This window comes from Kluyvera genomosp. 2, from assembly GCF_036759865.1.
Classification (GTDB): domain Bacteria; phylum Pseudomonadota; class Gammaproteobacteria; order Enterobacterales; family Enterobacteriaceae; genus Kluyvera; species Kluyvera ascorbata_B.
This window is the reverse complement of record NZ_JAPKIA010000011.1, coordinates 43,317-64,422: the sequence shown is the minus strand read 5'-3', so window position 1 is coordinate 64,422 and position 21,106 is coordinate 43,317. Positions and strand designations below refer to the sequence as shown.

Genomic DNA, 21,106 nt, shown 5'->3' with positions numbered 1-21,106 from the left:
GCCGGGCTATTTCAACTTACATGAAGGGGGATTGGGATGTCAGACAGTACCCGGGTTTACAGCTATTCCGCCGTTCTGATGGGCTCGCCCATTCTGCTAAAACTCTTCGCCCACGACGAGGCGCTGGCCTCCCGCGTTTTTCGCCTGATCAAACAATACGAAGATTTACTTACCGTAAACCGCGCCCAGTCGCAGGTGATGGACATTAACCACGCCGCCGGCCAACATGCGGTGGCCGTCAGCAGCCCGGTCTACGCCCTGATCAAATGCGCCAAAGCCGCCAGTCTGCTGCCGCAGAGCGCGTTTAATCTGGCCATTGGGCCGCTGGTCAAACGCTGGCGTATCGGGTTTCGTGGGGATAGCGTGCCACCGGCGGACGAAATCGCGCGTTTGCTGACGCTAACCGACCCCAGGCAAGTTGTCCTTAACGATGCGGATGAGAGCGTCTATCTGACGCAGCCGGGCATGGAGATTGACCTTGGCGCAATCGCTAAAGGCTACATCGCCGACCGCGTGCGCGACTATCTGCATAAAGAAGGCATCGCGCAGGGGTTAATCAACCTTGGCGGCAACGTACAGACGCTGGGTTCACCGGAAGGCGGTTGGTCCATCGGCCTAAAAAAACCGTTCTCCACTGCTGGCGCGATGATTGGTGCACTCGAGGTGGCGAATAAATCAGTGGTGACATCCGGCGTGTATGAACGTTTTTTTGAGCATAATGGCCATCTCTATCATCATATCCTCGACCCGCGCACCGGCTATCCGCTGGATAACGAACTCGACAGCGTGACCATCATCAGCAGCGATTCTATCGACGGCGATATCTGGACCACGCTGATGTACGGTATGGGGGTGGAGAAAGGCTGCGCGGCCCTGCGGGCAAGGCCGGATATTGAAGCCATTTTCGTTACCAGGACGAAAGAGGTGGTGCTGTCGTCAGCCCACCACTATCGTTTTACGCTGCTGGACAGCGAGTATCGCCTTACTGGCAGTACTGTTTAAGCAGCGCCGACTGTTCCGGCTGCAACCGATAGCGGTAGACCGGGCGGCCGGTGGCGCCATAGTGAATGCTGGTGAAGAGAATATTGATTTGTGCAAGCCAAATCAGATATTTACGACACGATACGCGTGAGATATTCACCGCTTGCGCCAGATCGTCGGTGGAAAACTCGGTCTCAGGGTGGGCGTCAATCCACTGGCACAGGGTACGCAGCGTTTGCGGCGTTAACCCTTTCGGCAGCCGCTTGCTGTCCGCCAACTCCGGCGATCCGCCGTGTAGCAGACGGTCGACATCGGCCTGCTCATAGTACGCGTGGCTCCCCATCAACTGCTTTTTCTCACGCCAGCTCAGCAGCGCTTCTTCAAAGCGCGGAAACTGGAAAGGTTTAATCAGATAATCGACGACGCCATAGCGCAGCGACGTCTGAACGGTGGCGGCGTCGGAGGCGGAGGAGATCATGATAACGTCAATCGCTCGCCCGGCGTTGCGCACTTCCGGCAGCAGATCCAGCCCGTTGTCCTGCTGCATGTAGACGTCCAGCAGAATCAGGTCGATGGCGAGCGTGGCGTCCATGATCTTCTCGCGCGCCTGCTGGAGCGTAGAGGCGATACCGCAGCAGGCAAAGCCGTCAACCCTCTCGATATAGCAACGGTTCAGATCGGCCACCATGGCATCATCATCGACTATTAACACATTAATCACGCGCTGTTCCTCTCGCTGTCCCACGGAATATGTACAAAAAATTGCGTAAACACGCCAGGCTCCGATTCGACGGAAAGCGTTCCGCCGAGGTTTTCCGTCTGCTGGCGGGCCAGAAATAGCCCGACGCCGCGGTTCTCGCCCTTGGTTGAAAATCCTTTATTGAATATCGCATCGATCTGCGCGGGTTCTATGCCCGGGCCATCATCGCTCACTTCGCCGCTAAGCCAGCCGTTCTGGTAGTGTAGCAGCAGGCTGATTTCGCCTTCGCCCAGGCCTGCCATCGCGTCAAGAGCGTTCTCTATCAGATTGCCGAGTACCGTCACCAGCACCGCGACCTGCTCTTCGTTCGGGTTATCCGGTACCAGGCTTTCATCGGCGAGCGTCAGGGTGATGCCTGCATCGCCCGCGCGATTCATTTTCCCCAGCAGGAAACCGGCAATAATTGGTGATTTGATCTTATGCTGCAGCGTGCCGATATCCGCCTGGTAGTTCTGCGCGGTTTGCAGAACATACCCTTCAAGCTTGTCGTAGCGCTTCATATGCAGCAGCCCAAGGATCACGTGGAGTTTATTCATAAACTCGTGAGAATGGGTGCGCAGCGCGTCAATGTAGTTGACCAGCCCGTCCATGCGCTGCATCAGCTGGCTGATTTCGGTTTTGTCGCGGAAGGTACTGATGGCGCCAATCACCCGCTTGTTATTGCGCACTGGCACGGTATTGCACAGCAGCAGTCGGCCATTGCAGCCAATCTCACGGTCGGCGATGGCCGTACCGCTAGCGAGAACGTCTTTAAGATGAGCCAGCAGCGGGGCATGCTGAGCAGCGCCCAGCGCGACGGCCTGCGGTGAAAAAAGAATGTGCCGCGCGGCCTGGTTAATCATTGTTACCCGGCCCTTTGCATCCACGGCGATAACCCCTTCGCGCAGCGATTGCAGCATCGCCTGGCGCTGTTCGAAGAGGCTCGAAATCTCGTGAGGTTCCAGACCAAACAGGATGTTTTTGAGCACCCGCACCAGTCCCCAGATGCCCAGCGTGCCGACCACGGCGCTGAAGAGCACAAACCAGATGGCGTTCCAGCGTGCCGCGCCGATCTGTTCATCCACTTTTTTAAGCGAGATACCGACGATGGCGACGCCAATTTGCTGCTGGCGATCGTTATAAATGGGCGTAAAGACGCGCATGGCTTCCGCCAGAACACCGTGGTTAATCGACAGGTTTTCTTTGCCTTTTAACGCGGGCTGCAGATCGGCACCGATAAAGTGCTGACCAATGAGCTGCGGGTTAGGATGCGAGTAGCGCACGGCGTCCATATTGGTGATCACCGCGTAAAGCAGCCCGTTGCGCTGCTGCACGGCGGTAGCGATGGGCTGAATAATATTCTGTCCCGGCGGCGCGTTAAGCCCGCGCTTGATATCCGGCGAGTCGGCAAGCGTACGGGCAATTGCAAAGGCGGTATCTTCCACACCGGTGCGCGTTGCTTTAGTGATTTGCACGAAATAGAAGGCGTATACCACCAGCAGGACGCAAACAATAACGCTGCATACCATTAGCGTCACCAGCGTGCTGAGCTTTATGGGGCGCTTTTCCTGAGGCGGCGGTTGCGGCATATCGTGCATGAAAACCTTCAATTATCAACGGCAAAAACCTATTATCGCCGATGTATACCATTTCATAAAGCCGTCGCGTCCTGGCAATTCCAAACCTTTCTTTGTGACCGCTCTCGCAGCGTTTTCCATACGAAACACTTTAGTATTGCTGAAGAACCCATAATAAGGAGCCCATTTATGAGCATGAAGCTTGCCGGTTCACTCATCGAAAGACGCAGTTCAACAACGGCTGAGATTGACCGACTGTCTACCCGCGATATGCTAAATCTTATCAATCAAGAAGATAAGCTGGTTACTGAGGCCGTCACCCCTTGCCTTGACGATATTACTCGTCTGGTCGACCGGGCGGTGGTGACCCTGGGCCAGGGCGGCCGGGTGGTGCTGATAGGCGCCGGCGCTTCCGGGCGCAATGCGGTGCTGGCCGCTGGCGAATATGCGCCGGATGAGCAACACCCGCTGGTGGGGCTGATTGCCGGCGGCGCGCTGGCGATGCTTCACGATATGCGCGATGCCGCACAGGACTATAACCGTGGCGTGCTGGATCTCCAGGCGATCGGCTTTACGCAAAAGGATATGCTGATTGCGCTGACCGTTGGCGGCAAAACGCCATGGTTGTGGGGGGCGATGCGCCACGCCTGGTCGCTGGGGGCGACAAGGGCGGCAATCACCCGTAATCCGCAGAGTGAGGCCACGGAGCTGGCGGATATCGTGATTGCGCCGCAAACCGGGTCCGAGGTGGTGGCCGGTTACGGCAATCCGAAAGCCATTTTGGCGCAGAAAATGGTGCTCAATATGCTGACCACCGGACTGGCCGTGCGTACCGGGCGGGTGTATAGCAATATGCGTGTGGATATTCGCAATAACACAACCCAAATGGCGGAACGACAGATAGCGATTGTGATGGCGGCGGGCGGCTGTACGCGCACGGTGGCAAAAGCGGCGCTGGAAAGCTGCGACCACAACTGCAAGACGGCGGTGCTGATGGTGCTGACGGGAATGGATGCCTGGAAGGCGCATGCGCTGCTGGCGCAAAATAACGGTTTTGTGCGCGTGGCGCTGCAGGAAGCGCCGTAAACCATAAAGCAGAAAAGCCCGCGTAATGCGGGCTTTATTTTGGTATTCAATTAGAACTGGTAGGTCATGCCTACGCCGACGATGTCGTCGGTAGAGATGCCGTTCGCGCTATAGAACTGAGCATCCGCATCCAGCAGGTTGATTTTGTAATCAACGTAGGTGGAGAAGTTCTTGTTGAAGGAGTAGGTTGCGCCCAGATCGATGTAGTTCACCAGATCCTGATCGGTCAGGTAAGAACCATTGCTATTAGTGTGCACGCCAACGTCAACGCCTTTGGAATAGACCCATGCCAGAGACGGGCGCAGACCGAAGTCGAACTGGTACTGTGCGGTCACTTCGAAGTTCTGCGTTTTGTTGGCAATACCGTCGTCACCAAACGGCGTCATGTTGCGGGTTTCTGCGTACATCATCGCCAGGTAAACGTTGTTGGCATCGTATTTTGCACCGATGGTCCACACATCAGCTTTATCGCCGCCTGCGGTTACGCTGCCGTTTTGGCCATTTCCATAGCGATTGTAAACGCCGCGGTAGGCAACCTGATCGTTACTACGGTCAGAGACGCCGTAGGCTGCGCCAACGCTTAAGCCTTCCAGCGCCGGGACGGCGTTGCTGAAATCAAAGGTGGTAGACATGCTGTAGCCGTCGCCGTTCTGGAAACGAACGTCATTATGGCCATTTTTGGTGCCTTCCTGATGATTGGAGCCCGATTCGTTCGCACCCTGGTATTGCAGCGCGAAGTTCCAGCCGTCAACCAGACCGAAGAAGTCGCTGTTGCGATAGGTGGCAACACCGTTGGTACGGCCAACCATAAAGTTATCGGTCCAGGTGTAGGAATCGCCGCCGAATACCGGCAGCATGTCGGTCCAGCCTTCAATATCGTATACGGAGCCGTAGTTACGGCCGTAATCAAAAGAGCCAAAGTTAGCAAACTTCAGGCCGGCAAACGCCAGGCGGTTGAAGGATTTATCGCCGGCACCTTCGGTGTCGTTGGCGTAGGTTTTGTATTCCCACTGGCCGTAGCCAATCAGATCGTTGGTGATCTGGGATTCACCTTTGAAACCGATCTGTGCGTAGGTTTCATCGCCGTCATCGCCAGCATTGTCAGAGAAAGTATGGCGCGCATCCACTTTGCCATACAGGTCAACTTTGTTGCCGTCTTTATTATACATTTCTGCTGCATTTACGGCGCCCGCCATTAATAAAGCAGGAACCAGCAGTGCCAGTGCTTTCATTTTCATTATATTTTCCTTTGCATGATAACGCATGTGAATATAGTAACGTCATCCGGCGTTACGAGTTTGAATACTATATGCGGAGTTCAATTTATCTCACGATATAAATGTAATAAAGTTATATTAAATATTTCAAAATATTTCTTTTATTAACCTGATTATATTAATCCGCATTTGATATTTAAAATATCCATGTTATTCAGTTGGTTATTTGTGTTTTATATGCTTTGTGGGGGTGTGTATTGATGAGGTTTATAATTATTTTTAGGGCAAAAAAATCCCGACTGCACTGGCATACAGTCGGGAAGGTCATAAATATAAAACTTGATGCATAAACAAAAGGCTAATAACGGGAAGGATAATGACATGCCAAAAATAAAAAAGAAAGAACCCTGGTGATATTTTTAATATTACTATAATGAATTAAATAAATTTAATTAAATATTATTTTGTATAAATAAAGACGGTGATGCGTGCGCTGAAATTTTCTACAAAATAGCCCTTCTCACGAAGGGCACGAATAATGCGGCCTGCGAGAATACGCTCGCCGATAGGGCGAAAGGTCATGAGTAAACTTAACGGAGATCAAAACAGCGCCACTTCGTCACCAGGACGACGCACGGGAGACTATCTCACGGCACTTAAATTGCTATAATGTGATTTATGTCACACCATTGGCGTGGCGGTTGTTTGAATGATTGGCGTGATGAGAGTGTTTTTATGGAAGATCGGATTGACCGCGGTCCAGGAGGCAAACTGGCGCTGTGGGTCTTTTACGCGTTTTGCGGCTATTTTGTCTGGGCCATGGGCCACTACATTTGGGTGATCAGTGATGTACAGAGCATCCCAGGGGCAACCATTGACGGTGAAATTGGCTCAACCAGCGGTAAATGGCTTGGCGCACTGCTGGGATTCTTGGTTCTGAGTGTCGTCGGCGGCCTGCTGGGAGGGATTGCGTGGTACACGCGTCCGCGCCAGGTTGGGCAGGAAGACGGCCTGTAAACTTGCTATGCTGAGGGGCACGTGTTCACTCAGGCAAATTGAAAATGGATTTAACCGCATGGCAGCAGGACGTTGAGTTCTGGTTTGAAACCCACGAGTTTAGCGGCGATGCCGCGCATGATATTGCCCATGTTCGCCGCGTCTGGCACACCGCGCAGCAGATAGCGCGGGGGCAACCGGCGGATCTGCTCGTCATTCTGCTGGCCAGTTATTTTCACGATCTGGTCAGCCTGCCCAAAAACCATCCGGATCGCGCCCGCGCCTCACAGCTGGCGGCGCAGCAAACGATCGCTATCCTTCAGCGCGATTTCCCGCATTTCCCTCCTGAACGCTACGCCGCCGTAGCCCACGCGATTGCGGCGCACAGCTTCAGCGCCAACGTGCCGCCACAAACCCTTGAAGCACGTATTGTGCAGGATGCCGATCGGCTTGAGGCGTTGGGGGCCATTGGGCTAGCGCGGGTGTTTGCGGTTGCCGGTGCGATGAATACTGCGCTGTTTGATGCCGCAGACCCGTTTGCCGACCGCCGCGCGCTGGATGATAAAGCCTTCGCGCTGGATCATTTTCAGACCAAGCTGCTGCGTCTGCCGGCCACGATGCAGACAGAGAAAGGGCGCGAAATGGCGCAGCAAAACGCCGATTTTCTGGTGCATTTTATGGCGAAATTAAGCGCCGAGCTGGCGGGGGAACCGCAGCGTCTGGATACAGAGATACTGCGGCGATTCGCGCCACAAGAATCTGCCAAACTGTGATAATCTCGATTTTATTGGCGATTTCCTTTTTCTTTTTCTGTATCTGGTCAAATTTATGCAACAACGAGTCTTATCACACGAAGCCGCGCCGCTCGATGAGCCGGATGCTCAGGCGCTGCTGCAGCATATTCTGGAGATTTACGATCTTAAGACCGTTGTCGCCGAGCTTGCCGCGGTTGGCGAGCAGCACTGGAGCCCGGCTATTGTTAAGCGCGTCGTCACGCTCGGGCGGGCCAATACCCGGTTGAGTGAAAATGAGCGTGCGCACCTGGCTTCTCTGCTACCGAAGCCGCCGGCGCATCATCCGCACTACGCTTTCCGCTTCGTCGACCTGTTTGCCGGTATTGGCGGGATCCGCAGCGGCTTTGAAGCCATCGGCGGTCAGTGCGTCTTCACCAGCGAGTGGAATAAGCACGCGGTGCGCACCTATAAAGCCAACTGGTATTGCGATCCGCAGGCACACCGTTTTAACGCTGACATTCGTGACGTCACCCTCAGCGGGCGTGCCGAGGTGAGCGACACCGAAGCGCAGGCGCATATCCGCGACTGTATCCCGCAGCATGACGTACTGCTGGCGGGCTTTCCCTGCCAGCCGTTTTCACTCGCTGGCGTGTCGAAAAAGAACGCCATGGGGCGCGCGCACGGGTTCGCCTGCGATACGCAGGGAACGCTGTTTTTCGATGTGGTGCGGATCATTGACGCCCGTCGGCCGCCTATTTTTGTGCTGGAAAACGTCAAGAACCTGAAAAGCCACGACAACGGCAAAACCTTCCGTATTATTATGCAGACCCTTGATGAACTGGGCTATGAAGTGGCCGATGCGGCGGACATGGGAGCTGACGATCCGAAAATTATCGACGGTCAGCATTTTCTGCCGCAGCACCGCGAACGCATTGTGCTGGTGGGTTTCCGTCGGGATTCCGCGCTGCATCACGGATTTACCCTGCGCGATATTCCGGCGCTCTACCCGCAGCGACGCCCCACCTTTGGTGAACTGCTGGAGCCGAACGTCGACGCCAAGTTTATTTTGACCCCGGTACTGTGGAAATACCTCTATCGCTATGCCCGCAAACATCAGGAAAAGGGCAACGGTTTTGGCTACGGGATGGTGGACCCGACGCGGGCGACGAGCGTTGCGCGAACGCTGTCGGCGCGCTATTACAAGGACGGTGCCGAGATCCTTATCGATCGTGGCTGGGACCGCGAGCTGGGCGAGAAACACTTTGACGATCCGCACAACCAACAGCATCGCCCGCGACGCCTGACGCCGCGTGAATGCGCTCGGTTGATGGGCTTTGAATCGCCGCAGGGTTACCGTTTCCGTATTCCGGTGTCGGACACTCAGGCCTACCGTCAGTTTGGCAATTCGGTCATTGTTCCCGTTTTTGCCGCCGTCGCCAGGCTGCTGGAGTCGCGTATTTTACAGGCCGTAGAGCAGCGCAAGGCGGAAACAGCCGATGGCGGACGTTCACGATAAGGCCACCCGCAGTAAAAATATGCGCGCCATCCGCGCGCAGAATACGGCTATTGAAAAACGGCTGGCAGGCCTGCTGGAGGGACTGGGCCTGTCCTATCAACCCCAGGATACGAGCCTGCCGGGTCGGCCTGATTTTTCACTGGCTGCGTATCGCTGCGTCATCTTTACCCACGGCTGCTTCTGGCACCATCACGATTGTTATCTATTTACGCTGCCGGCGACCCGAACTGATTTCTGGCGACAGAAAATCGACGCCAACGCGACTCGAGACCTGCGCGATAGAGCAAGGCTGGTGGCGCTGGGGTGGCGGGTGATGGTGGTGTGGGAGTGTGCGCTGCGTGGCCGACACAAGCTTACCGACGACGCGCTCTCTGAAAGGCTGGAGGAATGGATCTGCGGCGGCGAAGGCTGCGCGCAGATCGGTATTCAGGGAATGACGAGCGTCGACGTTACTTTTCTGCCGGGCAGGGCGTAACCGTCGCTTTTGCCGGGAACAGATATTTACCCAGCGTAACCAGCACGACCGCGGCAATAATAATCGCCAGCGCCAGCCATTCGGTGCCGGAGAGATGTTCGCCGTTGAAGCCGGTACCAAGCAGTACGGCGACCACCGGGTTGACGTAGGCATAGCTGGTGGCCACCGCAGGCGTTACGTTGCGAATCAGGTACATATAGGCATTAATCGCAATGATGGAGCCGAAAATGGACAGATAGCCCACCGCGAGGAAACCGTGCAGGCTCGGCAGCGTGGTCAAGCGTTCACCGCTGAGCACCGAGGCGAGCATCAGCACAATGCCGGCCGCCAGCATCTCCACGGCACCGGCCATCATGCCGGTCGGCAGCGTAATGCGTGAGCCGTAAACCGAACCGAATGCCCAACTCAGAGAACCAATCAGAATCAGCAGCGCGCCCCACGGGTTGCCGCTCAGGTTGCCGCCGCTGTTCAGCAGGACGATGCCCGCCAGACCGATAGCAATTCCCAGCCACTCCAGTTTACGGGTGGCGATACCAAAAAAACGGCTGAAGCACAGGGTAAACAGCGGTACCGTTGCCACCATCACGGCGGCAATGCCGGAGGGAACGTGCTGGTGTTCGGCGACCGTTACCATACCGTTACCCACGGCCAGCAGCAGCACGCCTATCAGCGCCGCGTTCAGCAGCGGTCCGCGCGCCGGTAAACGGTGCCCGGTGGCCAGCAGGTACGCCATCAGCAGCACGCCCGCCGCCAGAAAACGCACGCCTGCCATCATTAGCGGAGGCCAACTGGCCACCCCAATGCTGATGGCAAAGTAGGTTGACCCCCAAATGATATACAGCGCAAACAGCGCGCCGACCAGCGGTAACAGGTGATTAAAACGCATACTTCCTCACGGCAAAATAGCAAGCAGGCTGATAGTAAACGCCAAAACGACCGTGCTGGCGAGTGCTTTAATTAAGGGCTTGATGTTATATTTGTGTTGCAAATATGTATCTCTTACCTCCGTCGTCATTTTGCTTCATACTTTGTTATCCCTAACAAAAACGGAAGGATGCCGCGAGTGGCAGGAAGTAGCTTATTAACTCTCTTAGATGACATCGCCACGTTGCTGGACGATATCTCGATGATGGGCAAACTGGCGGCGAAGAAAACCGCAGGCGTGCTCGGCGATGATTTATCGCTGAATGCACAGCAGGTCTCCGGCGTGCGGGCGAATCGCGAGCTGCCGGTGGTGTGGAGCGTTGCCAAGGGTTCGCTGCTAAATAAAGTGATTCTGGTACCGCTGGCGCTGTTGATTAGCGCGTTTATTCCCTGGGCGGTGACGCCGCTGCTGATGATTGGCGGGGCCTACCTGTGCTTTGAGGGCGTGGAAAAAGTGCTCCATTCCCTGCATGCGCGTAAACATAAGGACGATGACGCCGCGCGTCAGCAGCGTCTGGAGGCGCTGGCGCAGCAGGACCCCGGCAGCTATGAGCGTGACAAAGTCAAAGGGGCGATTCGCACCGATTTTATTCTGTCGGCGGAAATTGTCGCCATCACGCTCGGCATTGTGGCGCAGGCACCGCTGCTGAATCAGGTACTGATTTTATCCGGCATCGCGGTGCTGGTGACGGTTGGCGTGTACGGCATCGTTGGCGTAATCGTCAAGCTCGATGATATGGGCTACTGGCTGGCTGAGAAGCGCAGCATGCTGGCGCAGGGGCTCGGCAAAGGTCTGTTGGTGGTCGCGCCGTGGCTGATGAAAACGCTCTCGGTCGTCGGGACGCTGGCTATGTTCCTGGTCGGCGGCGGTATCGTGGTTCACGGCGTGGCGCCGCTGCACCATGCTATTGAAGATTTTGCGGCACAGCAGGGCGCGTGGCTAACCATGGTGCTGCCGACGCTGGCGAATCTGGTGCTGGGCTTTATCCTCGGTGCGCTGGTGCTGGCAGGGGTAAATCTGATCGCCAGACTGCGGAAATAATCCGAGTCTGCTACGCAAACCGGGTGCGAATAAGCTAATGTGAAACTGTTTCACCCTGATACCGGAGGCGGTAATGGTCTTTTTGGTCAGTGATGAAGTTCGGCCCAAAAACGGCGGGCCGCGGATGGTGGTAACGGGCTATGCCGGCGGGATGGTTGAATGCCGCTGGTATGATGGTTTTGGCGTCAAACGCGAAGCATTTCGTGAAGATGAGCTGGAGCCCGGCAACATCCGCAAACCACAGCAGACGTAACTTTCGTGTTTACGCCCGGCGTTTTGCCGGGCGTTTTGATGCGCAATGGAGCACCATGAATTATCAGCAGCACAGCGGTCGGGTAGAGGGCAGTGGAATGCGCATCAGGAGGTGGACGTGCGTCCCGTAACCGTCAGTCCGGTGGCGTCCTCAGGATGGTGGGCGCGGCTTTCCCGGCGGATTCGGCCGGAGCGTGTGGTCACTATTTGTTTTGTGGTGGTGCTACTGACCTCCACGCTGCTGACCTGGCGCGAAACCATCGTGCTGGAAGAAGCCTACATTTCCAGTCAGCGCAACAACCTGAAAAATGTGGCCAACGATATGGACGCGCAGCTGCAGTTTAATACCGACAGGCTACTTTTTTTCCGTAACGGTATGGCATCGGCGCTGCAAATTCCGCTGGCCTTCGAGGTGCTACGCACCGCAGAGCTGGAGTTTGAGCATAAGCGCGGGCTTCCCGACTGGCATATTTCGCTCAATAACAACCGTACGCTGCCGCTGTACGGCGTTTCCGATGACTTCGTCGAACATACGAATTTGCTCTCGCGCGACAATGCGCTGCTGGGCAATGAGTTTATGGCCACCATCGAACTTGGCTATCTGCTACGTCTTTCCGCCCTTACGCACCAGCATCTTTCCCGCTTTGAAACCGAAATGCTGTACGTTTCCCGCGCGGGTTTTTACCTGACGACCGAGCAAGGGCATGAAAAGAGCATTACTGAACACTATTACAGCCTGGCAACCAGCCCGTGGTTTATTCAGCAGTCGCAGCGGGATAATCCCAATCGCGGGGTAAAGTGGCGCACCAGCTTCAGCCACGACAAGGTGCCGGTGGCACAGAAAGTCACCGCCGCAGTGCCGCTCGATTACGATAACTACTGGTTTGGCGTACTGGCGATTCAACTTTCGGTGAACGAGATGACCCAGTTTCTGATGCAGTCGGTGGAGGGGGAAGACGAAGGCGAGTACCAGCTCTATGACCGTCGTATGAATCTGATCGCCTCCTCGGAGCAGGATCCGGCTAAACGTACCGTGCTCTCGCAGGAGATTCAGGCGCAGCTGGCGCACGCTTATGAGCACAATAACGAGGGCAGTTTACGCCAGCTTTCGCGCTATATCAGCTGGGAAAAGCTGCGCAATTTTGACGGCGTGCTGCTGCGTATCCACAGTCTCGAAGAGGGGATTCGCGGCGATTTCGGTAGCATCAGTATTGCGCTGACGCTGCTGTGGCTGCTGTTTACCACGATGCTGCTCATTTCGTGGGCGGTGATCCGCCGTATGGTCCGCAACATGTCAACGCTCCAGGACTCCTTAGAATGGCGCGCCTGGCACGATATGCTCACCCGGCTGTACAACCGCGCTGCGCTGTTTGAACGCGCAGGTAAAGCGTTGTCGGCCTGCCAGCAGGCAGGCGAACCGATGTCGGTGATCCAGCTCGATCTGGATCACTTCAAGAGCATCAACGATCGCTATGGTCATCAGGCTGGGGATCGGGTGCTGAGCCATATCGGGCGGATCATTCTTAACAAGGTCCGTAAAACGGATATCGCCGGACGCGTAGGGGGCGAAGAGTTCTGTATTGTGCTGCCAGAAACGTCGCTTGAGCAGGCGAGCGTTATCGCCGAGCGCATTCGGGAGAGCATTTATCGACGGGAGATTTTAATCAGCCGTAACCAGACGCTGCGTGTCAGCGCCTCGTTGGGCGTGTGCAGCAGCGAGGAGCTGCAGCGCTATGACTTTGAACATCTCCAGTCGATTGCCGACAGCCGTCTCTACCTGGCGAAGCAGAACGGGCGTAATCAGGTATGTACGGAAGATTAAGCGATACGTACAATAGTACTAAAATTCATAAATTTAACTTATGGATAAGAAATATAATAAGAAAAGTCTCAAAAAACAAAGCGTGATCGCGATCGCCTCGAATCGCCATCTGATTGATTTATCTCTGTGTTGGGAAGCGCAGCGAGTAAGCATGACTACGAAGTCATACATATTTCTTAGGTGAATAATTCTTGTCATCCGAAATAAACACAGATAATGTTTCATCACGTCAGGTTTCCTGATGTAACGAATATTTCAATGCTTCTTGCTTCGGCAAGGTTGATCCCGACGCAGACGTGTCGGGATTTTTTTTACCGCTAACGCGTCACTTCAGTCACGCTGAAGTCATGAATGTCCAGTTCGAATGCTTCCGCCAGATCGCGCCAGGTGTGGTATTCACGACCGTCCACGCTGACGTGGTGAGGGTCGTTCGACGAACGGTGGATTTCGCTTTCGCTGATTTCATTGATCGCCGCCAGCAGCGCATCTACGTTTACCCCGCGAGGGTCGATTGCTGATTTCATCACAGGTACCCTTTGTTCCTCTCCCTGTATAAGTATACATCGGTGGCTGCGGATTGCTCATTTTTTGCGCTATTTTGGGATTGGTGGATAATTCACCGGTTGGCAAGCTGGGCCGCTGTCAGCAGGGTGATTTTGTTCTACACTGGGCTAAACCAATCAGGAGAGGCGTTTATGCAAGTTAACGATCGTGTGACGGTCAAGACCGATGGGGGCCCGCGTCGCTCCGGTGTGGTGCTGGCCATTGAAGCGTTCAATGAAGGGACGATGTATCTGGTGGCGCTGGAAGATTATCCGCTGGGTATCTGGTTCTTTAACGAATCGGGCCACCCTGACGGTATCTTCGTTGAGAAAAGCGAATAGCGGCGAATCGTCTGGCGGTAGTCCTACCGCCAGTTTCATCGCTGCAGGCGCTAGCGCATGTTAACAAAAATGCCGGAAGTGACGTTTTCTGCCAGCCGCACAACATGATAGATAACCTGCTTGTTATGCGTTTTTATTTTTTTCTTAATATTACCCTTATGTGATGATACCGTTTTTGCCTTAATATTCATCTGATCGGAAATCTGAATCGTTCCTTGTCCCGACATCCACATTTTCAGCATACTTGACTCTGTCCGGCTTAATGACAAAGTAGACATATTAGTTTGCTTTACGTCCGTTTTTTCTTTTTTCAGATAATTCCCCAGAATACTGTCCAGCGTTTCCGGTTTTATCGATTTGGAACTTATTAACAGATTACTCCGCACCATCAGATATTCGTCGAAATGAATATTGGCAATCGCCATAAAAACAATGAACAACGTCTTGGGGTGTTGATTAATGATCTGCTTGATATGCAGACTACTCTGCACGTCATGAATGAAACAGTCCTCATTAATAAACACTACAGACGGCTGGCGGCTTGCACAGACCTCAGTAAGCCCTTCTACGCTCTCAACATTGTCTATATCTCGTTTTTTTACCCCACGACTGGCCAGGTATCCGGTTAACCCTAGCCGCGTATAACTGCATAGATCCATAATAATCGTTGACATGGCATACCCTCACTCAATGCGTAACGATAATTAACCCATTCCCCTCGCACTTCATCGTCGCAATGAACCTGTTGAATATAAAAATAGAGAATGAAGACGTTCAGGCGGCATCAACTATCCCGTAAAGTTACGTATAATTTGCCAGGAATCATCCCAAAGTAAAGTAAATGTTAGGTTATGTGAATAACGTAAAAACAAATAACCCGCGCCAGCGATATGCTGGTGAATGTTTTTCCGCTTTTACTTTAGGATTTTCCTCATAATAACCAGGTTGGTACTATGGAGAATTTATACGTGGCAACTCACTGATAATATCAGCTAATAGATCGAATATTTCGCTAAATAGATGTTCGCAAAACGGCGCAACCAGCGGCATTAATGCGGCCATCAGCAAAATGCCAACGGTGAGGGTGATGGGGAAGCCGATGACGAACACCGACAGCTGCGGCGTCATGCGGTTGAGCATGCCTAGCGCCAGGTTAACCGTCAGCAGCAGGGTGATAATGGGCAGCGCCAGCATCATACCGTTAAGGAAGATCATTCCTCCGGCGCGGGTCAGCGCCAGAAAAGCGTTGCTGTTAATCGGTTCGCCGCCGATGGGCAGGGTGTGGAAGGTGTCCACCAGCAGTGAAATGAGCCACAGATGACCGTTAAAGACCAGAAACAGCAGCATGGCCAGCATATCGAGAATGCGCGCCAGTACCGGCATGTTGAGATTGCTGCCCGGGTCAACGAAGGTGGCGAAAGAGAGCCCCATTTGCAGGCCGATGATTTCACCGCAGGTGCGCACCGCGGCGAAAGCAAACTGCATGGTAAAGCCCAGCGCGATACCAATGAGAATTTGCTGGAGCGCCAGCCACAGCGCGCCAGCGGAGAAAACAGGAACATCTACCGGCGGCAGTGAAGGGGCGATCACCACGGTGATAACCACCCCCAGACCGACCTTGACCCGCTTGGGTACGGCGCGCTCGCTGAGAATAGGGGCGGTCGTAATCAGCGCCAGCACGCGCAGCAGCGGCCAGAAGTAAAGGCCGAGCCAGGAAACCCACTGGTCGCTGGTCACATGCAGCATGGTGCTTATCCGATGATATAGGGCAGGTTGTTGAACAACGTACGCACGTAGTCGAGCAGCAGATTGAGCATCCACGGCCCGGCGACGATAATGGCGATAAACACGGCGATGATTTTCGGAATAAACGACAGGGTCATTTCGTTAATCTGCGTTGCCGCTTGCAGGATGCTGATTATCAGGCCGGTGACCAGCGAGACCAGCAGCAGCGGGGCCGCCAGCGCCAGCGCCACTTTCATCGCTTCGGTGCCCATCATCATGACGGATTCAGGGGTCATGGTTACTCCTTAACTGTAAAAACTTTGCGCCAGCGAGCCCACCAGCAGCTGCCAGCCGTCCACCAGCACAAACAGCATCAGCTTGAACGGCAGGGCGATGGTGGCCGGGGGCACCATCATCATCCCCAGCGCCATCAGCACGCTGGCGATCACCAGGTCGATAATCAGGAACGGAATAAAAATGGTAAAGCCAATCTGGAAGGCCGTTTTTAGCTCACTGGTCACGTAGGCGGGCAGCAGAATACGCATGGGTACTGCTTCCGGCCCCTGGATGGGCGCGCTGTTAGCCAGACGAGCGAACAACGCCAGATCGGCCTCGCGGGTCTGGCGCAGCATAAACTCACGCAGCGGCTGCGCACCTTTATCCAGCGCTTCCTGCATGGTGATTTTGTCTTCGCTGAAAGGCTGATAGGCATCGGTGTAAATCTTATCGATAACCGGCGACATAATGAAAAAGGTGAGGAACAGCGCCAGCCCCAGCAGGACCTGGTTTGGCGGCGCGGACGGCGTGCCGAGGGCGTTGCGCAGCAGGCCGAAAACGATGATGATGCGCGTAAAGCTGGTCATCATCAGCAAAATCGCCGGAATAAAGGTCAGCGAGGTGATAAAAACCAGCGTCTGAACCGGCAGCGACCAGCTCTGGCCGCCGTTAGCCAGCGGCTGGCTGATCAAGCCCGGAAGCTGGGCAAAGGCAGAGGGGGAGAGCAATAACAGCCCGCTCAGCGCAAGGGAATAACAACGGCGCATCAGGATCTCCCGGGACGCTTAAGCATGTTTTTCATCAGTACCGCAAACTCGGGCGAGGCGGCCGGCGGCGGTGAACTTTCCGGCGGCGCGGGCGGCAGCGTGTGCAGCAGCGTGACCTGCTGCGCGGTGACGCCCAGAACGAGCCGCGCGTCTTCAACATTCACAATCACGACCCGTTCGCGTGCGCCCAGCGATGCGCTGGCGCTGACTTTCAGATTGCTGCCTGACCGGCCCTGGACGGTGCCGGGCAGGACGCGCTTAACGACCCATGCCGCCGCCAGAATCAGCACAATAATGCCCAGCAGCGCGCCGCTAACCTGAATCAGCGGCGAGGTCATCGGTTCGTTGGCATGCGCCACCGTGACCGGTGTCGCGCTATGGCTGGCCGGCGCGGCGTGCGAAGGCGTCACGACGGAGGCGGAATGGGGGGCGCTCATCTTAGCGGCTCAGACGGCGCATACGTTCTGACGGCGTAATGATGTCGGTAATGCGTACGCCGTACTTGTCGGCGACGACCACGACTTCACCCTGAGCAATCAGATAGCCGTTAATCAGAATATCCAGCGGTTCGCCCGCCAGACCGTCCAGCGCTACCACCGAACCCTGCGTCAGACGCAGCAGTTCTTTGATGGTCATGCGCGTGCGCCCCAGCTCCACGGTCAGCTTAACCGGGATATCCATAATCAGATCGATATCCTGCAGCGTGCCGCTGACGTCGCCGCCGCCCAGCTGCTGGAATACCGCATCGGCGGCGCTTTTGCCGCCCACGGTGGTTTTTTGCTCGTTCAGCGCTTCAGCCCACAGATCGTCCACGGATCCGCTGTTGTCATCGGGTGGAGTATTCATATCACTCATTTGGGCTGTTCCTCGTTCAGCGAATTCAAAATCGGGTTGATCAAATGTTCTACGCGCAGCGCATACTGCCCGTTAATCGTGCCGTACTGGCTGGTGAGAACCGGTACGCCGTCTACGTGGGCAATAATGCGATCGGGCTTCTCAATCGGCAGAACGTCGCCGGGCTTGAGTTTGAGTATTTGTGATAGCCGCAGTGAGATATCGGCGAAATTCGCCACCAGCTCCAGCTCAGAGTGCTGTACCTGACGCACCAGATTCTCGCGCCAGTTCTGATCTTCGTGGCGGGAGTTTTCCAGCGGCGGATTCACCAGCAGCTCACGCAGCGGTTCAATCATGCTGAACGGCAGGCAGATATTGAACTCGCCGGTCAGGTTGCCGATCTCCACATGGAAAGGGGTGTTGACCACGATATCGTTCGGCGAGGTGGTGATGTTGGTGAACTTCACCTGCATCTCCGAGCGAACGTACTCGACCTCTAGCGGGTTAATCGCTTTCCACGCATCGCTGTAGCCTTCCAGCGCCAGCTTCAGCATCCGGTTGATGACCCGCTGCTCGGTATGGGTGAACTCGCGTCCCTCCACCTTAGTGGGGAAGCGGCCGTCGCCGCCGAACAGGTTGTCTACTGCGATGAACACCAGGCTCGGCGAAAAGACCACCAGCCCGGTACCGCGCAGCGGCTTAAGGTGGATCAGGTTAAGGTTGGTTGGCACCGGCAGGTTGCGGGCAAATTCGTGATAGGGCTGAATGCGAATCGCCCCCACGGTAATGTCCGGGCTGCGGCGCAGCAGGTTGAACAGCCCCATACGGAAATGACGGGCAAAACGCTCGTTGATAATCTCCAGCGCCTGTAGCCGCTCGCGAACCACGCGGCGCTGGGTATTGGGATCGTAGGGGCGAATATCGTCTTCGCCCGACTTGCCTGCCAGCGGTTCTGTGGGATTGTCGCTGTCGCCATTCAGCAGCGCATCGATTTCGGCCTGAGAAAGAATACTGTCGCCCATGGCTCTACCGCAGAATAAAAGCTGTGTACAGAACATCGGTGATGTCCTGTTTTGGCTGGCTGGCAATCAACGGTGCGCTGAGCGTCTCTTTGATGTCATTCGCCAGCTGTTTTTTACCGTCATCGGTCGCCAGCTTTGTGGCATCCTGGCGCGATAAAAGCAGCAGCATACGGCTGCGCACTTCCGGCAGATAGTCATTCAGACGCGCGCGGTCGGCTTCCGTTTTCATGCGGAGCGTCACGCCCACGTAAAGCACGCGGTCCGCATCGCCCAGGTTCACGGTGAAGGTGTCCAGCGGGAAAAAGACCGGAGCAGGCGGCGGCGGGGCTTCTTTCGGCGCAGCGGCGGTGGCGCTCTGATGCTCAATGCGCCAGTAGCTGTAGCCTGCGGTTGCGCAGGCGGCGAGCGTTACCAGCACCAAAAGTGGGATCCAGAGAGAGCGTTTGCTCTTTTTATTGATAGCGGTGTCAGTCATCTGATGCGGTCTTCCTTTTTACTACTGCTTATCCTCTGATTATCCCGTCTCCCGCGCGGGTCAAAGCGTGGAAAAGACGGGAATAATCATGTTACCTCTGGCGTTTAAGCGAAGATGTCTACGGCGTTATCGCCGCGAGATGCGGCGTGAAGCGCCGCAGGCACAGCCAGAAGCGCGTCGTCTTCCTGTGTATCGTTGCCGTTGGCATCAGCGCGGGAGGCGAACGACTGCTGTGAAGAGGGCTGCTGTTGCTGCCCGGCAAAGCCGTCGCTGCTGATGTTGCTCTGCCCCAGTTGAATGCCGTTATCCGCCAGCTGGGTGCGCAGCACCGGCAGCGCGGCTTCCAGCGCGGCGCGCACGTGGCCGTGCGGTGAGGCCATCTGAATCTGCGCGAGGTTATCCTCGACCTTCAGCGTAATATGCACCTGGCCGAGCGATTCCGGGTGAAGACGCAGCTCGGCTGTCTGCTGGCCCTGACGGGTAAACAGGGTGATATGCTGGCTGACATTTTGCTGCCAGTCCGGCGTACCTAACTGAGCATGGATGTTGGCGCTGACGGACGCTGGTGCGGCAAGCGTTGTGCTGCTTGGTGCGGCAACTGGTGACAGCGCGGCCGTTGGCGCGGCTGGGCTTGGCGTACTTTCTGCCTCTGCCTTTTGCGCCGGAAGGACAAAGGCCGAATCGGCGGGCAGGGCGCGCACGTCGGTTTGCAGCTGTGCGGCGGCAGCGCTCTTCATCTCCACAGGGCCGTCGGTTTTCGCACCGCCGTGTTTCAGTGATGTCGTGAGGTTGGCAAGCGTATCGCCAGCGGGCGCAGCAGCGGAACGTTCGACGGTTTGCGGTGCCTGCAGCGGTGCGGGCAACATGGCCATCAGCGCGTTCAGGCTGCTTAGCTGCTCCTCGCTCAGCGCGGTGTCATCATCATCGCTGGTTTTGGCGGTGTCATTCTCTTTATCCTTGCCGACCGACAGTTCGCCCTTAAGATGGGCTGCCAGTGAACTCAGCAGGCTTTGCGCATCGCTCTGCTGCGTTATCTCTGCGGTGGCTGCGTCGGCGGCGACGCCGGTACGCGTGGCTTCCTGCTGTACCAGCCACTCGGTCAGCGATTGGCCTTTCGCATTGAGCTCGCGCGGTGTGGATGTTTCATCGCTGGTGAGCAGCGCCGTTTTTTCGCCGCTCACGGCGTTAGCCGTTGGGTTTAATGCGCCGGCGAGCAGAGCCAGAAAATCCTCGGCACCGCCTGACGTTTTTGCCGCGGTATCGGCACCCGCGAGGTTTGTATCGCTGACGGCAAGATTAGGCAGTGTGATCATTCGGGTTTCCTCAAGGTCGCGCGTTGGGCAAATTCATCCATCTTTTTCTGATCCAAGCGGTTTTCCGCCAGCAGCGCTGCGGAAGCCTGCCGGTCCTGAAGCGTTTGCCATGCCTGCAAACGCTGTTTTTTCTCGCGCCAGAAGTTCAGCGCCTGCTCCACTTTGTTGTTCCACTGAACAAGCTGCTGACGGTGCTGATCGATGGCTTTCTCCAGCGTTTGAATAAACTGCTGGTAATTCTGCCAGCGCAGGCTGGCAATGCCCTGCGTCATGTCGTTGTTCAGGCTGTTCTGGTATTCAAGCTGGTAGTCCATCAACATTTTGAGCTGTTCTTCCGCCTGCTGGCAGCCGCGGCGCATCTCGCCCAGTACCAGGGCGGCGTTGTCGACGTCGGTTTCTGCCAGTTCTTTAAGCGTTGCTAATGCACCATGCTGCGCCATATTCGTGAT

Annotated in this window: 25 protein-coding genes; 10 read left to right on the top strand and 15 right to left on the bottom strand. The window is 55.6% G+C overall.

What is annotated here, in order from left to right; all coding sequences use genetic code 11:
* The first annotated feature begins 36 nt into the window (after positions 1-36).
* Positions 37-1,002 carry an FAD:protein FMN transferase gene (locus V6942_RS13500; RefSeq protein WP_106929989.1) on the top strand — a complete coding sequence of 322 codons (966 nt, stop codon included), beginning with the start codon at positions 37-39 and terminating at the stop codon, positions 1,000-1,002.
* Here V6942_RS13500 and dcuR read toward each other — a convergent pair.
* Both dcuR and V6942_RS13490 read right to left on the bottom strand, forming a co-directional pair.
* Positions 983-1,702 (bottom strand): two-component system response regulator DcuR, encoded by a 720-nt coding sequence (gene dcuR, locus V6942_RS13495; protein ID WP_106929987.1) that lies wholly within the window; start codon positions 1,700-1,702, stop codon positions 983-985. The two genes, V6942_RS13500 and dcuR, sit on opposite strands and share 20 nt — an antisense overlap.
* Positions 1,699-3,318 (bottom strand): sensor histidine kinase, encoded by a 1,620-nt coding sequence (locus V6942_RS13490; RefSeq protein ID WP_106929985.1) that lies wholly within the window; start codon positions 3,316-3,318, stop codon positions 1,699-1,701. The genes dcuR and V6942_RS13490 overlap by 4 nt, the downstream gene beginning before the upstream one ends.
* A 168-nt stretch (positions 3,319-3,486) precedes the next feature.
* On the opposite strand from V6942_RS13490, the gene V6942_RS13485 reads away from it, so the two are divergent.
* Positions 3,487-4,383, top strand: coding sequence for an N-acetylmuramic acid 6-phosphate etherase (locus V6942_RS13485; RefSeq protein WP_106929983.1), 897 nt, complete (start codon positions 3,487-3,489; stop codon positions 4,381-4,383).
* 50 nt (positions 4,384-4,433) lie between these two features.
* Here V6942_RS13485 and ompC read toward each other — a convergent pair whose 3' ends face one another.
* Positions 4,434-5,621: a porin OmpC gene (gene ompC / locus V6942_RS13480; RefSeq protein ID WP_182930382.1), complete on the bottom strand. Its 1,188-nt coding sequence runs from the start codon at positions 5,619-5,621 to the stop codon at positions 4,434-4,436.
* A gap of 714 nt (positions 5,622-6,335) precedes the next feature.
* On the opposite strand from ompC, the gene drpB reads away from it, so the two are divergent.
* The 4 genes from drpB to V6942_RS13460 are packed head-to-tail and all read left to right on the top strand — an operon-like array spanning position 6,336 to position 9,321.
* A complete protein-coding gene (gene drpB, locus V6942_RS13475; protein ID WP_333501343.1) occupies positions 6,336-6,617 on the top strand; it encodes a cell division protein DrpB in 282 nt (93 codons plus the stop codon).
* 44 nt (positions 6,618-6,661) lie between these two features.
* Entirely contained in the window at positions 6,662-7,369 is a 708-nt protein-coding gene (locus V6942_RS13470; protein WP_182930383.1) for a phosphohydrolase, read from the top strand.
* 55 nt (positions 7,370-7,424) lie between these two features.
* The gene (locus V6942_RS13465) at positions 7,425-8,846 is read left to right on the top strand and encodes a DNA cytosine methyltransferase (protein ID WP_333501342.1); all 1,422 of its coding nucleotides are present in this window, start codon (positions 7,425-7,427) and stop codon (positions 8,844-8,846) included.
* The gene (locus V6942_RS13460) at positions 8,827-9,321 is read left to right on the top strand and encodes a very short patch repair endonuclease (protein WP_182930385.1); all 495 of its coding nucleotides are present in this window, start codon (positions 8,827-8,829) and stop codon (positions 9,319-9,321) included. Before V6942_RS13465 ends, V6942_RS13460 begins: the two co-directional genes overlap by 20 nt.
* Here V6942_RS13460 and yedA read toward each other — a convergent pair.
* Positions 9,296-10,207 carry a drug/metabolite exporter YedA gene (gene yedA, locus V6942_RS13455; RefSeq protein WP_106929971.1) on the bottom strand — a complete coding sequence of 304 codons (912 nt, stop codon included), beginning with the start codon at positions 10,205-10,207 and terminating at the stop codon, positions 9,296-9,298. The genes V6942_RS13460 and yedA overlap by 26 nt on opposite strands.
* Positions 10,208-10,384: 177 nt before the next feature.
* On the opposite strand from yedA, the gene V6942_RS13450 reads away from it, so the two are divergent.
* The 3 genes from V6942_RS13450 (at position 10,385) to dgcQ (ending at position 13,361) form a co-directional block, all read left to right on the top strand.
* The gene (locus V6942_RS13450; protein WP_146145738.1) at positions 10,385-11,287 is read left to right on the top strand and encodes a DUF808 family protein; all 903 of its coding nucleotides are present in this window, start codon (positions 10,385-10,387) and stop codon (positions 11,285-11,287) included.
* Between the two features lie 73 nt (positions 11,288-11,360).
* The gene (locus V6942_RS13445) at positions 11,361-11,540 is read left to right on the top strand and encodes a YodC family protein (RefSeq protein ID WP_182930386.1); all 180 of its coding nucleotides are present in this window, start codon (positions 11,361-11,363) and stop codon (positions 11,538-11,540) included.
* A 117-nt stretch (positions 11,541-11,657) separates the two neighbouring features.
* Complete coding sequence (gene dgcQ / locus V6942_RS13440) at positions 11,658-13,361, top strand: cellulose biosynthesis regulator diguanylate cyclase DgcQ (protein WP_227673958.1); 1,704 nt, start codon at positions 11,658-11,660, stop codon at positions 13,359-13,361.
* Between the two features lie 317 nt (positions 13,362-13,678).
* Here dgcQ and V6942_RS13435 read toward each other — a convergent pair whose 3' ends face one another.
* On the bottom strand, positions 13,679-13,885 hold the full coding sequence (locus V6942_RS13435; protein WP_182930388.1) for a YodD family protein: 207 nt from the start codon (positions 13,883-13,885) through the stop codon (positions 13,679-13,681).
* Between the two features lie 171 nt (positions 13,886-14,056).
* Between V6942_RS13435 and dsrB the strand changes: the two genes are divergently transcribed.
* Positions 14,057-14,245 carry a protein DsrB gene (gene dsrB, locus V6942_RS13430; protein ID WP_181358039.1) on the top strand — a complete coding sequence of 63 codons (189 nt, stop codon included), beginning with the start codon at positions 14,057-14,059 and terminating at the stop codon, positions 14,243-14,245.
* A 50-nt stretch (positions 14,246-14,295) separates the two neighbouring features.
* Here dsrB and rcsA read toward each other — a convergent pair whose 3' ends face one another.
* The 10 genes from rcsA to fliJ all read right to left on the bottom strand — a co-directional run bounded on the left by rcsA (position 14,296) and on the right by fliJ (position 21,097).
* Positions 14,296-14,919 (bottom strand): transcriptional regulator RcsA, encoded by a 624-nt coding sequence (gene rcsA, locus V6942_RS13425; protein WP_182930389.1) that lies wholly within the window; start codon positions 14,917-14,919, stop codon positions 14,296-14,298.
* 277 nt (positions 14,920-15,196) lie between these two features.
* Positions 15,197-15,991, bottom strand: a complete 795-nt coding sequence (gene fliR, locus V6942_RS13420; protein ID WP_106929957.1) for a flagellar biosynthetic protein FliR — start codon at positions 15,989-15,991, stop codon at positions 15,197-15,199.
* A 5-nt stretch (positions 15,992-15,996) separates the two neighbouring features.
* Positions 15,997-16,266 (bottom strand): flagellar biosynthesis protein FliQ, encoded by a 270-nt coding sequence (fliQ, locus tag V6942_RS13415; RefSeq protein WP_035896987.1) that lies wholly within the window; start codon positions 16,264-16,266, stop codon positions 15,997-15,999.
* Positions 16,267-16,275: 9 nt separating this feature from the next.
* Positions 16,276-17,013, bottom strand: coding sequence for a flagellar type III secretion system pore protein FliP (fliP, locus tag V6942_RS13410; protein ID WP_106929956.1), 738 nt, complete (start codon positions 17,011-17,013; stop codon positions 16,276-16,278).
* Entirely contained in the window at positions 17,013-17,351 is a 339-nt protein-coding gene (gene fliO, locus V6942_RS13405) for a flagellar biosynthetic protein FliO (RefSeq protein WP_106930063.1), read from the bottom strand. The genes fliP and fliO overlap by 1 nt, the downstream gene beginning before the upstream one ends.
* A 100-nt stretch (positions 17,352-17,451) precedes the next feature.
* Entirely contained in the window at positions 17,452-17,868 is a 417-nt protein-coding gene (gene fliN, locus V6942_RS13400) for a flagellar motor switch protein FliN (protein WP_106929954.1), read from the bottom strand.
* Entirely contained in the window at positions 17,865-18,869 is a 1,005-nt protein-coding gene (gene fliM, locus V6942_RS13395; RefSeq protein WP_106929952.1) for a flagellar motor switch protein FliM, read from the bottom strand. Before fliM ends, fliN begins: the two co-directional genes overlap by 4 nt.
* Positions 18,870-18,873: 4 nt before the next feature.
* Positions 18,874-19,344 carry a flagellar basal body-associated protein FliL gene (gene fliL, locus V6942_RS13390; protein ID WP_182930390.1) on the bottom strand — a complete coding sequence of 157 codons (471 nt, stop codon included), beginning with the start codon at positions 19,342-19,344 and terminating at the stop codon, positions 18,874-18,876.
* A gap of 104 nt (positions 19,345-19,448) precedes the next feature.
* Positions 19,449-20,657 (bottom strand): flagellar hook-length control protein FliK, encoded by a 1,209-nt coding sequence (locus V6942_RS13385; RefSeq protein ID WP_333501341.1) that lies wholly within the window; start codon positions 20,655-20,657, stop codon positions 19,449-19,451.
* Complete coding sequence (gene fliJ / locus V6942_RS13380; protein ID WP_106929946.1) at positions 20,654-21,097, bottom strand: flagellar export protein FliJ; 444 nt, start codon at positions 21,095-21,097, stop codon at positions 20,654-20,656. Before fliJ ends, V6942_RS13385 begins: the two co-directional genes overlap by 4 nt.
* Between the last annotated feature and the right edge of the window lie 9 nt (positions 21,098-21,106).

Coding starts and splice junctions, on each gene's coding strand:
- V6942_RS13460 (WP_182930385.1), top strand. CDS start 8,827: ATGGCGGACGTTCACGATAAGGCCACCCGCAGTAAAAATATGCGCGCC.
- yedA (WP_106929971.1), bottom strand. CDS start 10,207: ATGCGTTTTAATCACCTGTTACCGCTGGTCGGCGCGCTGTTTGCGCTG.
- V6942_RS13445 (WP_182930386.1), top strand. CDS start 11,361: ATGGTCTTTTTGGTCAGTGATGAAGTTCGGCCCAAAAACGGCGGGCCG.
- fliO (WP_106930063.1), bottom strand. CDS start 17,351: ATGACCTCGCCGCTGATTCAGGTTAGCGGCGCGCTGCTGGGCATTATT.
- fliL (WP_182930390.1), bottom strand. CDS start 19,344: ATGACTGACACCGCTATCAATAAAAAGAGCAAACGCTCTCTCTGGATC.
- fliR (WP_106929957.1), bottom strand. CDS start 15,991: ATGCTGCATGTGACCAGCGACCAGTGGGTTTCCTGGCTCGGCCTTTAC.
- fliQ (WP_035896987.1), bottom strand. CDS start 16,266: ATGACCCCTGAATCCGTCATGATGATGGGCACCGAAGCGATGAAAGTG.
- V6942_RS13485 (WP_106929983.1), top strand. CDS start 3,487: ATGAGCATGAAGCTTGCCGGTTCACTCATCGAAAGACGCAGTTCAACA.
- fliP (WP_106929956.1), bottom strand. CDS start 17,013: ATGCGCCGTTGTTATTCCCTTGCGCTGAGCGGGCTGTTATTGCTCTCC.
- V6942_RS13490 (WP_106929985.1), bottom strand. CDS start 3,318: ATGCACGATATGCCGCAACCGCCGCCTCAGGAAAAGCGCCCCATAAAG.
- V6942_RS13385 (WP_333501341.1), bottom strand. CDS start 20,657: ATGATCACACTGCCTAATCTTGCCGTCAGCGATACAAACCTCGCGGGT.
- dsrB (WP_181358039.1), top strand. CDS start 14,057: ATGCAAGTTAACGATCGTGTGACGGTCAAGACCGATGGGGGCCCGCGT.
- fliM (WP_106929952.1), bottom strand. CDS start 18,869: ATGGGCGACAGTATTCTTTCTCAGGCCGAAATCGATGCGCTGCTGAAT.
- V6942_RS13465 (WP_333501342.1), top strand. CDS start 7,425: ATGCAACAACGAGTCTTATCACACGAAGCCGCGCCGCTCGATGAGCCG.
- V6942_RS13470 (WP_182930383.1), top strand. CDS start 6,662: ATGGATTTAACCGCATGGCAGCAGGACGTTGAGTTCTGGTTTGAAACC.
- V6942_RS13500 (WP_106929989.1), top strand. CDS start 37: ATGTCAGACAGTACCCGGGTTTACAGCTATTCCGCCGTTCTGATGGGC.
- V6942_RS13435 (WP_182930388.1), bottom strand. CDS start 13,885: ATGAAATCAGCAATCGACCCTCGCGGGGTAAACGTAGATGCGCTGCTG.
- ompC (WP_182930382.1), bottom strand. CDS start 5,621: ATGAAAATGAAAGCACTGGCACTGCTGGTTCCTGCTTTATTAATGGCG.
- drpB (WP_333501343.1), top strand. CDS start 6,336: ATGGAAGATCGGATTGACCGCGGTCCAGGAGGCAAACTGGCGCTGTGG.
- fliJ (WP_106929946.1), bottom strand. CDS start 21,097: ATGGCGCAGCATGGTGCATTAGCAACGCTTAAAGAACTGGCAGAAACC.
- fliN (WP_106929954.1), bottom strand. CDS start 17,868: ATGAGTGATATGAATACTCCACCCGATGACAACAGCGGATCCGTGGAC.
- rcsA (WP_182930389.1), bottom strand. CDS start 14,919: ATGTCAACGATTATTATGGATCTATGCAGTTATACGCGGCTAGGGTTA.